Genomic DNA, 13761 nt, shown 5'->3' with positions numbered 1-13761 from the left:
TATCCGGATGCTGCTTAGTGCTTAGGGACCCCTGAAGTGGACAATGGCGGCGAGCGTGGTCCGCACGGGTTCGTTTGGTTTGTTCTGATCGTATCCGCTCTTGAAATAGCCGAGCATGTAGCTGGTGTTGCTCGCGAATTGCTGGCTGTCAGGAAGGGTCAAACTATCGTTCCCGTGGCTGTCGTCGATTGATATCGGCTTTAAGCCAAGGGGTTCTTCCGCATCGTTGTATAGTTTCGACACCGTAGTACCCTTCCACACTCCGATCCAATCCCCATTGGCTTTCGCGCTCGTCCCAGCTGGTGTACGGAAGCTGTACGACACCGTTGTCGTATTGACATGAGTCACCTTCAACGAGAGTGCCTCGTCACTGGGCGCCGGGATGATCTTGTAGCGCTTGCTATCCTTCTGGTACTCTAGGCGCTGGGTGGTCACAACAGCATTTGCTGTTAGACCTACCGCATAGGCGATCAAGTAATTCGCCTGGCCCAATTCAACGCTAAAGTTCTGGGAACCTTCGACTGAGTCAGAGGTAATTGAATGCTTCTTGTCCGTCGTTGACGGGACCGTCCAACCTTCTGTCTGCCAGAGGTAGACGGTATTTTTGTATGTGTTTGGCTGGTTCCCGTCCAGCGTTTTATAGTGAAAATCAATTTCGGTCGCGTCGATGTTAATAGAATCGACACTGAACTGGGTGAGGCTAGGCCTTGGGGGGCCTTTGAAAGAGATAACGGCAGCGAGCGTGGTCCGCAAGGGGTTTTGCGTATTGTATCCGCTCTTAAAGTAGCCTAGCATATAGTTGACGCCGATTTCGAATTGCTGCGCATGGGGAAGGGTCAGGCTACCGTTACCGTTGCTGTCGTCGTCTTCTACCGGCGAGAAGTAAATAGGCTCTCGTGCATTGTCGTAGAGGTCCGACACCTTGGGATCCCTCCACACCCCGATCCAATCCCCATCGTCCTTCGCGCTCGTCCCACTCGGCATGCGGAAGCTGTACGACACTGTTGTCGGATTAACATCAGTTATCTTAAACGAGAGTGCTTCCTCCTCGGGCGGTGGGGTGACCTTATATTGACCATCGCCCAAGGGCTCTAGGCGCTGCGTGGTCACAACGGCATCCCTTCCTTCGCCCACCGCGTAGGCAATTAAATAATTCGCACGAGTCAACTCGACGTTAAAGTACTGGAAAGCGCTGGGGTTGTCGGCGGTGATTAAAGGCTCTTTTATTAGATTTGGGATCGATGGAGGAACTTCCCAACCGTCTACCTGCCACAGATAAACAGTATTTTTGTATGTATTCGGTTGGTTTCCTTCTAAAGTATTATAGTAAATGGGAATGCTTGTTGCGGTGAGGTGTTGCTCATCGACATTGAACTGGGTAAGAACAGGATGATCAGCGAGAAATTTAGCTAGCAACACCATCATTTCCTCCTATTTGAATTTTTTATTTAAAGGACATATGTTTGATTTTTCCCGCGCAGCTGAACTGAGGGGCAGGAGAGGGCGCCCGGGTAACTTCATCTGCCCGGGCTCAGCTCAATGCTTACGGACCCTTAAATTTGACAATGGCGGCGAGCGTGGACCGCACGGATTCTGTCGGGTTACTACTATTGTACCCGCTCTTGAAGTAGCCGAGCATGTAGCTGGCGCCGCTTGTGAATTGCTGGCCGTTAGAAAGGGTCAACCTATCGTTCCCGTAGCTGTCGTCGATTGATATCGACTTTAAACTAATAGGCGGTTTCTCTTTATCGTAGAGGTACGACCCCGTAGAACCTTTCCAGACTCCGATCCAATCCCCGTTGGCTTCCGCGCTCGTCCCCAGCGGTATGCGGAAGCTGTACGACACCGTTGTCGTATTGACATTGGTCATGTTAAACGAGAGTGCTTCAGTATCGGGCGCCGGAATTACATTCCATTTACCCCCGCCTTGGGTCTCTAAGCGCTGCGTGGTTACGACAGCCCCCTTTCCTTCACCTACCGCGTAGCCTATCAAGTAATTTACATTAGCCAAATCAATGTCAAAGCTCTGAGGGCCACTGGCTTGGTCGGATTCGATTTTAAATGTTTTCAACTCCTGTACGGAAGTATCCCAACCATCTGTTTGCCACAGGTGAATGGTATTTTTGTTTGTCTTCGGTTGGTTTCCCTCCAAAGTATTATAGTAAATTGGAATGCTTGTTGCGGTGAGATTGTCCTGATCGACCTGAAATTTGGTGAGAACGGCTGGGTCAGCGAGAACTCTAGCTAAGAACATCATCATTTTTCCCCTATTTTGCGTTTTTGGCAAAGCGGTTGGCTACTTCTTATTAGGACCACGACGCTTTCTCAACTTCCTGCTTCTTTCCATCCATTGAGAATGGTGCCGCTAAAAGACCGCATACGTCTGACTTGTCCGATGCAGCTGAACTCGTCATCGATGAGGTGACTGTCCCACCAGCTTGAGTTCCCTGGCCAACCAACAGCGAACTCACACTCACTTTAGTCTATGTTTAAAAATAGTCAATGACTAAATTGCCCCGGATGCTGTGGAGGCTCGTACTCTTGAGAGAATGGAGCCATGAACAACAGGGCAAACAAGTTTCACCGGAAGTCCGAGCGCGCGCCGTGCGCCTGGTGCGTAAGCAGCGTCTACCGGCACCATGCTGTACAGTTTTGCGATCCGTCAAAACGCTGCGCCCGTGCAAAACGCGATGAGATTCTGTAACCGGAAACAAGCTGTTCCCTGACACATTCATTGTTGCAATGTTGACGCATTCAATGCAATCCACGTCTTTTGCGGTGGAATTTTATCTTTTTTATTCACAATTCCATTTCGTTTCCTTCACAATACAACGTGACAAAGTTATTTAGTTTGCCTAAATGTAAAGCCAAATAGTGTTGTGAGATTTGCAAGAAACGTGCATATTGACGCATGAGGACTGCAAATCCTGAAAGGTGTAGACGGGTACGAGGATAGCGGTGAGCGAGGAGATTGATTCCGCTAAGCGCTGCGCGAGCTGTTCCTATAGCGCCCGGGCACGCTGCGGCAAGAAGACGGTAGGCTGCAGTTTAGCGTCGATCGCGCGGCGATCGACATACTACTCAATGAAGTGCCGTGGCCGCTCACGCAAGTATCGCTGCCGTGGCTGCCGGCCCCAATCAGCGTGATGTGGCTTCAATGAAAACTCTTTCGACTGACTTGTTAGACGCCCTTGCATCGGGCGCTAGACAACCCGATACGGTTGATTTGGCCAATGCACCGCCTGCGAATGCATGCGTGGCACATGCGTTTGAGGTGCTGGGGTCATGGCTCGAATACGTCGATCAGGCGCTGCAGCACCTGCTGGTGTGGCAGCACCAACGCGAAGACGACCGCTTTAACATAGCGGAGTTGCTGTGCACGCAGGAGGCGCTTGAAGCCACACGCACGCAACCGCGCGGCATGCCACATTGGAGCACAGCGAGCGGCGACGCTCCCCCGTGGACAACGCTGTGCGCACCCGTGCCGCGCGGCCGGCTCGCCAATGTTATCGACCGATTCGGGCTGACGCATTTTGAAACCCAGGTGCTGGTGCTGTGCTTATTGCCGCTCATCGAGCCACGCTACCACGCACTGATGGCTTATTTGCAAGGTGATGAAGGCGCGAGTTGGCCTGGCGTGGAGCTCGCGTTGACGCTATTTAGCGCCACGCCGGTGGAGCGCATCGCACACCGCCACCAACTGTACTCGAGCGCAGGCAACTTGTTGCCCAATGAGCTTGTGCATACGGCCGAGCGTAATGGTCGCGCATGCGCGCGCGACGATGCGGCCTACCTGCGCGCGAACGAGACCGTGTTTCGCTATCTCAGCGGGGCGGACACGATGTCCCTACCCATGGCACTGACGGAACTCGCACAATGGCGCCCAACCTCACACATCGGCGACGCGCTGCGTCACGGCGCGTGGGCCGCGTGCGCGGAGCAGATTGCGACGTTCTGTTTCGGAGGTGGATCACGTGCCATGCCCACCCCACTATTACTGCTGCAAGGGGGCGATGGAAGCGAGGCACTTATCGTGCAGCTAGCCAGCGAGGCAGGCCGCCCAGCCCTGACTGTCAACCTGCGGGCGTTGCCAGACGATGCGACGGATGCCTGGCCGCTGCTATTGGCGGTGCTGCGTGAGGCGCGCTTGCACGGCGGCATATTGGTATTACACCACGTCGCCGAAGGCGTATCTCGGCACGGGCCGCTACTCGAGGCGCTGGAGCCACGACTGGCGCGGCATGGTCAACCCATTGTGTGCCTATTGCCTACGCACGGAACAGCAGAGGCGTTCGCAAGCCTGCCGAAGTTGCGCCTGACGATGCCGCCGCGCATGCACGAGGATAATGTGCGGTTGCTGCAAGCTGGCCTGGGGACTAGCAGTAATGGGTGGGACCTGGCGGGCTTGCTTAAGCGTACACGGGTAAATCCGGACACCCTAACTGCAACGCTGCAGGAGGCGCAAGGCTATCGGGCACTGCGTGGGGCGCAAGCGCCGCTCGCACAAGCTGACCTGTGCCAAGCGCTGCGCGTGCGGGGCCAGCAACACTTTGGGCAACTCGCACAGCGCATGCAGCCGCAGCGCACTCTCGACGACCTGATCGTGAGCGAGAACCTACGTGAGCAGCTGCACGAGATTCTCGCGGCCATCCGGCAGCGCGACGCGGTGCTGACGCGCGGGTTCGCCCGCAAAGTAGGCTATGGCACTGGCATCAGCGCACTGTTCTATGGCGAATCCGGTACGGGCAAGTCGATGGCCGCAGAGGTACTCGCCGCGGAGTTAGGGCTGGATCTGATCCGGGTGGACCTGTCGACGGTGGTCAACAAGTATGTCGGCGAGACGGAGAAGAATCTGTCGCAGATCTTCGATCTGGCGGTGGCGGACACGGGCGTATTATTGTTCGACGAGGCGGATGCGCTGTTTGGCAAGCGCAGTGAGGTGAAGGACGCACAAGACCGGCATGCGAACATCGAAGTGTCGTACTTGTTGCAACGGCTGGAGCAGTACCCCGGGCTGGTGGTGCTGACGACGAACAACCGTGCGCATTTGGATGATGCGTTCACGCGCCGCTTGACGTTTATTACGCGCTTCGAGATACCCAATGCCGTATTGCGTGAGCGCATGTGGCGGGCGATCTGGCCGGAGCAGGTGGCGGTGGATCAGGAAGTGGACTTTACGCGGCTCTCGGCGGTCACGGAGTTGACGGGAGCGGGAATCCGGAACGTGGCGTTGCTGGCGAGCTGGCTTGCTGCCGAGCAGGATCGGTCGGTAAATTGGGTTGATATCGCTCGCGCGGTGCGCCGCGAGCTGAGCAAGACGGGGCGGATCATGCCTCAGCTTTAAGTAAAGGTCTTTGCCAATGCAAGGCGGGACTGATGAAGCACGTCAATTTTAAATGACGGACGCAATCATGGCAGACTAAATCATGGATAGGGGCGAGGAGTCAGAAAGTATGCAGCCGATCATCACTTTGAATAAAGCGATTGCACTTTCGTTGGAAAAATACTTATTGCGGATCAGCGATGAGTCGATCGACATTCGTTTTGATATTCCGGACAAAACATTGCTACCGGATATGCCAACCGTTTGTGTGTTTCTCTATGACATTCAGGAAGACCTTGAGCTACGCCAAGGGCAATCACGCCAGTATTGCGCAAAGACAGGGACATTTGATGCTAGACAAGCAAACGTACGTTGTTGTTATCTTGTGACGTATTGGGAGCAACTGAAGAAAGAGGGGATGAAGCCGGACGGTCAACCGATGGTAGTCATGAATGCGGTGCTCGATGCATTACTCAGTGCTGAGCTAGGTACGCTTCTTCGAGAGGCAGGTCTGCCGTCATTTTCTCGGGTGATCGCACCAACGGAGCATTTGTCAAGTTTAGGGAATTTTTGGCAATCGTTGGGTGATCGGCCACGCCTGTGCCTGAATTTTCAAGTGACGATACCAGTTAAAATCGTTCCGGATCAGCCTATAAAAGCGCCACCCGTGTTCAGTACGGAACTTGAATCGTCAAAGTGGGAACAGTATGATAAATCGTTGCCCTTCAAGCGCGCGCTGGTTAAACAAGTTCTGCAGGAGTCGGACGTCAACACAATGCCTGAGGTACGAGCACAGCTCGCACGTTTGGCAATAACATGTGAGTATAAAGAGCCCAATCAGCCTGCGGTTCACATAAGCGGCCTACTTGACCAAGCGACAAATAATGCAGTAGGAGAAGTGATTAACGAGTATAACAACCGTTGGAATGAGATGGATGAGGACTTGCCTAATTCCCTATTGGTGAGTACTGATTTGACTGTAGTGAACGCTCCCGTTCACGATGCCGATTGATGAATGGAGACTGACTTGCGTGCTCGCAGTGTCATGAATTTTAAGTATGGGAAGGATACTGCTGGCGAATTGAGGATTGGCTTGACTGTGACGGCATTATAGATGCCGCAATGATATACCAATTCGAGATGGCATTCCCACGTAGATGATTTTGAATTTGATGTGTTAAATATGCAAACCTAACATTGACCTATTGTCTATGAAATGATGTGGTGCCGTTAAGCCTGATGCGCTGGCGCAAGCGGGCCAACGTCATTAAGAGTTCGAGGCTGAAACGAGTGATCATTGACGCATTAAAAGTTATAGATAAACCCATCTATTAATGAGGTGCACAATGCCAAAGACAAGTTCATATAATATTCAATCCAAAAAACAACGAAAAAATCAAGGTGAGCTTGCTGCGTCAGACCAGGACGCGATGGACTTACAAGTTATGCCGCTCAGCCGGCGTAACCTGGACCCTGAAAATCTGGATCGACTACCCGAGAATCTGCCAACTTTAGATCACGCAGACCTACCGCCTCAAACACGGTGAACCCAGCATATTAAGCTGGGTTCACACGATGCAGGCACCTATCTGTTTAGTAAAGAAAAAGCGCAAGGCAGCGGTGGGTTGGGAGAAAAATTTCCGGGCCCTTTTAAGTGCCAATCCCTGGATTTGGTGGGACAAGCTGAAGCGGGAGTCCGCTATTTTGATTTACGAGTAAAACGTGATGAAGGTAATATTTACCGATTTTTCCATGGCCCTGGCTCGACAGGCGGGGATGCACTGGAAGAGGTCAAAAAGCTGCTTAGTCATGCAGCCAGAGATGAAAGAAATTTATATATACTGAAGTTGCATTTCAAAAAAAGAGATGCAAGGCACTTCATTCGTCAGCTATCAGATTTCGAGCAACGTATTATTGAAAATAATGCATCAGGTTCAGAAAAATCTCTTGGGAGTTTGACCATTGATAATACGATTGGCCAAAACAGAAATATTTTGCTGCTAGTCAAAAATGCGGAAGATAGTATTATGGAGGGGTCTTTAAAGAAATATTTTTGGGACTATGATAAAAATACTAATACGAAATGGGCCAATCAGGCCAGTGGCTCAGGAACAGGATCTCATATTCTAAATTTTCATGGCAACCTTGATGTCGATAGAGAAAATAAATTAAACATTATACAAACAAACATGCCAATGAGGGCCAATCCTGTTTCAAAAGATTTTAATCATTTTTTTGATATAATGAAATTATTTAGCGTTAAAAATTTGGCTGCGGATCAAAAAGAGCGGGTTACCAATTTTGTTCGTTATCTTGTTTTGCGAGGCGTCAGTCCGGGCATTATTTCGATGGATTATGCAGGAAAGGATGATAGGTCTGATACGCGTTTGTATAGACAACTGGTTGATGATGAAAATCGCCGATTGGCTAACACCAACAATGCGTAGTAAAAATTAACTAATGGAATATTTATTGAATTATTCAATTGAGGGCATGGCCGAGACTCTTAAAATTCATTGCATCTCATGTTAAATGGATGATTAGTAAGGTTCGCGCCCGCGCGCAGTCAGCGCGCCGAGCAGCTGCATCGGTACCGGGGATACGATGGTCGAGGTCTTATCGGGTAAGTGCACGGGCGACAGGGCCGCAAACAACGCCTGCGACCTGCGTAGAGGCGGCCTCAGCCCGCGACTCCCGACTGTGATTCGGAAGAAAATTATCGTGGACGCCATACTGAGAGCCAGGACATCTTTTCTGCGAAACGACAAACCTCAAACATCAATATTCCCCGCCCGCAACGCGTTGCTCTCGATAAACGCCCGTCGCGGCTCGACCTCGTCGCCCATCAACGTCGTGAAGATCCCATCGGCGGCAATCGCATCCTCGATCTGCACTCGCAGCAACCGACGCACGGCCGGGTCCATCGTGGTCTCCCACAGCTGTTCCGGGTTCATTTCGCCGAGCCCCTTGTAGCGCTGCTTCGACACGTTGCGCTCCGCATCCGCGATTAGCCACTTCATGGCACTCTTGAAATCCGTCACGGCCATCGTCCGCTCGCCGCGCTTGATCATTGCGCCGACGCCGATTAGCCCCTTGAATGTATTCGCGGTATTCGCCAGCTGCTGGAAGTCCGCGGTCAGTAGGAACTCTTCGTCGATAATCGAGACCTTGATATTGCCGTGATGCCGCCGCTCGATGCGCAGCGAACGCAATTCGCGCACGGCGTCATATTGCGGCAAGACCGATACGTCCGGCTTGAGCGCGCTATCGCGCAGCTTGTCCTGCAGGGCCTGCGCGGATTGCCGCGTCGCGTCTTCGGACGTCAGGTCGATGGTCACGCCGTCCATGACTGCTTCGAGCGCAGCCTCATCATAGAGCTTGCTGAGTCGGTCCACCACTGCCTGCGCAAGCAGGTACGAGCGAGCGAGCTCGCCCAGCGCGTCACCGACAATTGGCGCCACGCCTTCCGATGGCACCAACTCCGCGCCATGTAACGCCAGCTTCAGCATGTGCTGGTTCAACTCGTGCTGGTCCTTCAGATAGCGCTCGTCCTTGCCGGCCTTCAGCTTGAATAGCGGCGGTTGCGCAATGTAGACATACCCGCGCTCGATCATCTCGGGCATTTGCCGATAGAAGAATGTCAGCAGCAGCGTGCGGATATGCGCGCCGTCCACGTCCGCATCGGTCATGATGATGATGCGGTGGTAGCGCAGCTTCTCGAGGTTGTAGTCGTCTTTGCCGATGCCGCAACCAAGAGCAGTAATCAATGTGACGATCTGGTCGGACGACAGAAGCTTGTCGTACCGCGCTTTCTCGACGTTCAGCACTTTGCCGCGCAGCGGCAGGATCGCCTGGAATTTACGGTCGCGCCCCTGCTTCGCGGAACCGCCCGCGGAGTCGCCCTCGACGATGTAGATTTCCGATTTCGCTGGGTCTTTTTCCTGGCAATCAGCCAGTTTGCCGGGCAGCCCGACGCCATCTAGTACACCCTTGCGGCGCGTCATCTCGCGCGCCTTGCGCGCCGCGTCGCGCGCACGCGCGGCATCGACGATTTTGCCGCAGATGACCTTCGCATCGTTCGGCGTCTCGAGCAGGTATTGCTCGAGCGCTTTTGCCACGACCTCCTCGACCGGCGCGCGCACTTCCGACGACACCAGTTTGTCCTTCGTCTGCGAGCTGAACTTGGGCTCCGGTACCTTGACGCTGAGTACGCATGACAGCCCTTCACGCATGTCGTCGCCGGTCGTCTCGATCTTTGCCTTTTTCGCGATCTCGGTGTCGGTGATGTATTTGTTGATCACGCGCGTCATCGCCGCGCGTAGCCCGGTCATGTGTGTGCCGCCGTCCCGCTGCGGAATGTTGTTCGTGAAGCACAGGACATTTTCGTTGAAGCTGTCGTTCCATTGCATCGCGACCTCGACGCCGACGCCGTCCTTTTCGCCGACGACATGGAAGATGTTCTGGTGCAATGTCTGCTTGGTTTTGTTGATGTATTCGACGAAACCCTTCACGCCGCCCGCGAACGCGAAATCGTCTTCCTTGCCGCTGCGCTGGTCGGTCAGCCGGATCCGTACGCCATTGTTCAGGAACGACAACTCGCGCATGCGCTTGGCGAGGATGTCGTAGTGGTACTCAACCGTGCCAAAGATCGTGTCGTCGGCCAGGAAGTGCACTTCGGTGCCGCGGTTCTCGGTGTCCCCGATGAGCAACATGGGCGAGACTTGTTCACCGTCGCGCTGCTCGAGCACGCGCTCCTGCACGACGCCGCGATGAAATTCCAGGAAATGCTTCTTGCCGCCACGGCGCACGGTGAGCCGCAGCCATTTGGAGAGTGCGTTGACGCACGACACGCCGACGCCATGCAGCCCGCCGGACACCTTGTAGCTGTTTTGGTCGAACTTGCCGCCGGCGTGCAGCTCGGTCATCACGATTTCGGCCGCGCTGCGCTTCGGTTCGTGCTTGTCGTCGCGCTTGATGTCGGTTGGGATCCCCCGGCCGTTGTCGGTCACGGAGATCGAGTTGTCCGCGTGAATCACCACATGGATGTCGTTGCAGTGTCCGGCAAGTGCCTCGTCAATCGAGTTGTCGAGTACTTCAAATACGAGATGGTGCAGACCGGTGCCGTCGGAGGTGTCCCCGATATACATGCCTGGGCGCTTGCGTACAGCTTCGAGACCTTCGAGGATCTGGATCGACGACTCGCCATAGCTGTTATCCGCGCTCGAATTCGCTTGCAGATTGTGCTGTTCAGTCATGAATTTCTTCCGGTTCTGCGTACTGCTTAAACACCCAATAAACATCAAAGGGGCCGGGATGGTTCCCTAGGCCCCTTGGTCATCGTTCTGGTCGGCGGGTTATATCCGCATTGGCATCACCACGTATTTGAATTGCTCGTTCTCGGGGATCGTGATCAACGCGCTCGATGTCGCATCGCTGCCCAACGCGACTTGGATCATGTCGACTTTCAGGTTCGCGAGCACGTCCAGCAAGTACGTGACGTTAAAGCCCACGTCCAGCGTATCGCCTTGGTACGCAATCTCTAGCTCTTCCTGTGCCTCTTCCTGATCGGCATTGGTCGACATGATTTTCAGCTGGCCGGGCGCGACGATGCACCGTACGCCCTTGAACTTGTCCGACGTCAGGATCGCCGCCCGTTGCAACGAATGCTGCAATTCGTCACGGCCAATCATGAACGTATTCTTGTGGCCTTTCGGGATCACGCGCTGAAAGTCCGGGAACTTGCCTTCGACGAGTTTGGATACCAGTTCCACCTGGCCGAACGTGAATTTCACCTGCGTGGACGCGATGTCGATCGTCAGCGGGTCGTCGATGTCTTCCAGCAGCCGCTGTAGCTCGAGGATCGTCTTACGCGGGATGATCACTTCCTGGCGCGCGAACGCGCCGTCCGTCTTCATCGATGAGAACGCGAGGCGGTGGCCGTCGGTCGCCACCGCCATCAACTGATCACCGTCGACCACCAGAAGCATGCCGTTCAAGTAATAGCGAATGTCCTGCTGCGCCATCGCGAAATGGACCATCCCAAGCAATTGCTTGAACGTCTTTTGCGGCACCGATAGGTTCGCGCCGAAGTCCTTTGCCTGCGCTAGCGTCGGGAACTCGTCGGCCGCCAGCGTTTGCAGCGCAAACCGGCTTTTGCCGGACTGAACGGTCAGCCGCTTGTCGGACAACGTCAGCGTGACGTCGCCGATCGGCATCGCACGCAGGATGTCGACGAGCTTGCGCGCGGCCACCGTCGTGGCGACTTGCTCGTTGCCTATGCCGAAGTCGGCACGCGTGGTGATCTGCAATTCGAGGTCGGTGGACAGGAACGACACGTCCGGGCCGTTTTTGGAGATCAGCAGATTGGCGAGGATCGGCAGCGTGTGGCGGCGTTCGACAATACCGCTGACCGTCTGTAACGGACGCAGCAGGGTGTCTCGTTCGGTCTTGACCAATTGCATAGAATTCCTTCGTTGATATGACGGCTCATCCGCCCCCATCGCCATTGCCGTGCATAGCGCCCGGTGCGGGGCGGCCCCGGGCCCCGCGCCGCAGGGCATGTGGCGGGTCGATCAAACAGGCGTTTGAACAAGGCATAGCGCCCGGCTGTCGGCCCGCCGGCCATAAACCCGTATTGTGCCTGAAAAACGCCCAGATTTGACCGGATCCATATGGGGGTGACCATGCCGGCTTCCCAGGCGGCGCCTGCGGCGGCGTATGGGCTCTGTGCTGCGCGGCACCCCCGGGGGCCGCCGCCCGCCACGCGGGATAGGGGTGATGGCGGCCGGCGCCGCGACGCGGCACCGTGGCGCATCGTGGGCCGCCGTTCCGGACCGCCGGGGCGGCTACCCCTTGAGGGTTTGCTCGAGCACGTGTAACTCGTGGTTCAACTGCGCATCCTTGCCGCGCTCGTCGGAGATCTTGCGCACCGCGTGCAGCACGGTTGTATGGTCGCGACCGCCAAACAGCTCGCCAATCTCGGGCAGGCTCTTTTGCGTAAGCTCCTTGGCCAAGTACATCGCGATCTGGCGCGGCCGCGCAATGTTGGCCGGGCGCTTCTTCGAGTACATGTCGGCGACCTTGATGTTATAGAAGTCGGCGACGGTCTTTTGGATGTTCTCGACCGAGATCTGGCGGTTTTGCACCGTCAACAGGTCCTTGAGCGCCTCTTTGGTCAACTCGATCGTGATTTCGCGTCCGTGGAACTTCGAGTACGCGAGAATCTTGCGCAGGGCCCCTTCAAGCTCGCGCACGTTCGAGCGCAGGTGCTTCGCGACGAAGAACGCAACATCCTCGTTCAGCGCGACGCCCTCGGACTGCGCCTTGCGCATTAGGATCGCGACGCGCATCTCCAGCTCGGGCGGCTCGATCGCCACCGTCAGGCCGGAGTCAAAGCGCGAGATCAACCGGTCATCGATGCCGGAGATCTCCTTCGGATACGTATCGCTGGTGATGATCACCTGCGCCTTGTTCGCGACCAGCGCCTCGAACGCATAGAAGAATTCCTCCTGCGTGCGCGACTTGCCGGAGAAGAACTGGATGTCGTCGATTAGCAGCAGGTCCAGCGAATGGTAGTAGCGCTTGAACTCGTCGAACGCCTTGCGTTGGTACGCCTTGACGACGTCGGACACGTACTGCTCCGCATGGATGTAGCGGATGCGCGCATTGGCCTTGTCCTGCAGCAGTTGGTTGCCAATTGCGTGGATCAAGTGCGTCTTGCCTAGCCCGACGCCACCGTACAGGAACAGCGGGTTATACGATACGCCAGGGTTGTCGGCGACCTGGATCGCCGCGGCGCGCGCGAGCTGGTTCGCCTTGCCGGTGACGAAGTTTTCGAACGTGAGGACCGGATTGAGCTTGGAGCGCTCGTATGCGGAATCGGCCTCGGGCGACGGCGCGGATGCCCCGGCGCGAAAGTTGCGCCGCGCCGCCGCGGCTTCGTTCGCGTCTAGGTTCGGCAAGTCCAGTTCCGCGTTGCCGTCCGCGGTCGCGGCGCTGGCCGTGCTCAGCGCCTGAGCCATCGTCGGCTGAGGCGGTGAGCCATTGGCCAGCGCGGCGGCCGAGGTGCCCGAGGCCGCGGCAATGACCGCGTCCACGGCGTTGGCGAGCGGGCTGCCGCTGGCGCGCCGTGCCGGTGATGCCTTCATGCCGGCTTTCGGATCGAGGACGAACTGAACGTGTACCGGATGCTGCCAAAAGTCCCGCGCCAGATCGGTGATGCGCCCGGAAAATTGGCTTTTTACCCAGTCAAGCTTGAAGCGGTTTGGCGCGGCAATGCGCACCGTGCTGGCTTCAGCGTCGAAGTCGACCAGCGTGAGCGGTTTGATCCACGTCGCGTACTGCTGAGGCGTCAGTTCACGCGCCAGCAGTGTCGAGCAGTGTTGCCAGAAATCGTTCATGTGGTCTGTCGTGGTGTCGCGACGCCGTATCGGCCGCAC

9 protein-coding genes are annotated in these 13761 nt (G+C 55.6%); 4 read left to right on the top strand and 5 right to left on the bottom strand.

The features are described from left to right. Positions 1-21: 21 nt before the first annotated feature. Together RBRH_RS00040 and RBRH_RS00035 are read right to left on the bottom strand one after the other, a co-directional pair. Complete coding sequence (locus RBRH_RS00040; RefSeq protein WP_232509305.1) at positions 22-1422, bottom strand: hypothetical protein; 1401 nt, start codon at positions 1420-1422, stop codon at positions 22-24. A 121-nt stretch (positions 1423-1543) separates the two neighbouring features. Beyond that, a complete protein-coding gene (locus RBRH_RS00035; protein ID WP_157864291.1) occupies positions 1544-2257 on the bottom strand; it encodes a hypothetical protein in 714 nt (237 codons plus the stop codon). Positions 2258-3020: 763 nt separating this feature from the next. On the opposite strand from RBRH_RS00035, the gene RBRH_RS21195 reads away from it, so the two are divergent. The 4 genes from RBRH_RS21195 to RBRH_RS18475 all read left to right on the top strand — a co-directional run bounded on the left by RBRH_RS21195 (position 3021) and on the right by RBRH_RS18475 (position 7770). Then, on the top strand, positions 3021-3161 hold the full coding sequence (locus RBRH_RS21195) for a contractile injection system tape measure protein (RefSeq protein ID WP_370645049.1): 141 nt from the start codon (positions 3021-3023) through the stop codon (positions 3159-3161). A gap of 17 nt (positions 3162-3178) precedes the next feature. Further along, positions 3179-5344: an ATP-binding protein gene (locus RBRH_RS00030; RefSeq protein WP_232509304.1), complete on the top strand. Its 2166-nt coding sequence runs from the start codon at positions 3179-3181 to the stop codon at positions 5342-5344. Between the two features lie 109 nt (positions 5345-5453). Further along, positions 5454-6335 (top strand): Pvc16 family protein, encoded by an 882-nt coding sequence (locus RBRH_RS16085; protein WP_232509303.1) that lies wholly within the window; start codon positions 5454-5456, stop codon positions 6333-6335. A gap of 661 nt (positions 6336-6996) precedes the next feature. After that, on the top strand, positions 6997-7770 hold the full coding sequence (locus RBRH_RS18475) for a PI-PLC domain-containing protein (RefSeq protein ID WP_157864290.1): 774 nt from the start codon (positions 6997-6999) through the stop codon (positions 7768-7770). Between the two features lie 324 nt (positions 7771-8094). Here RBRH_RS18475 and gyrB read toward each other — a convergent pair whose 3' ends face one another. The 3 genes from gyrB to dnaA all read right to left on the bottom strand — a co-directional run bounded on the left by gyrB (position 8095) and on the right by dnaA (position 13722). Then, positions 8095-10578 carry a DNA topoisomerase (ATP-hydrolyzing) subunit B gene (gene gyrB, locus RBRH_RS00015; RefSeq protein ID WP_041752898.1) on the bottom strand — a complete coding sequence of 828 codons (2484 nt, stop codon included), beginning with the start codon at positions 10576-10578 and terminating at the stop codon, positions 8095-8097. A 99-nt stretch (positions 10579-10677) separates the two neighbouring features. Further along, positions 10678-11784: a DNA polymerase III subunit beta gene (gene dnaN, locus RBRH_RS00010; RefSeq protein WP_041752897.1), complete on the bottom strand. Its 1107-nt coding sequence runs from the start codon at positions 11782-11784 to the stop codon at positions 10678-10680. A gap of 384 nt (positions 11785-12168) precedes the next feature. Continuing rightward, complete coding sequence (dnaA, locus tag RBRH_RS00005) at positions 12169-13722, bottom strand: chromosomal replication initiator protein DnaA (RefSeq protein WP_041753938.1); 1554 nt, start codon at positions 13720-13722, stop codon at positions 12169-12171. Between the last annotated feature and the right edge of the window lie 39 nt (positions 13723-13761).

It is taken from the genome of Mycetohabitans rhizoxinica HKI 454 (assembly GCF_000198775.1).
GTDB lineage: Bacteria > Pseudomonadota > Gammaproteobacteria > Burkholderiales > Burkholderiaceae > Mycetohabitans > Mycetohabitans rhizoxinica.
The sequence above is the reverse complement of the archived record's forward strand: the minus strand, read 5'-3'. Positions and strand labels throughout refer to the sequence as shown.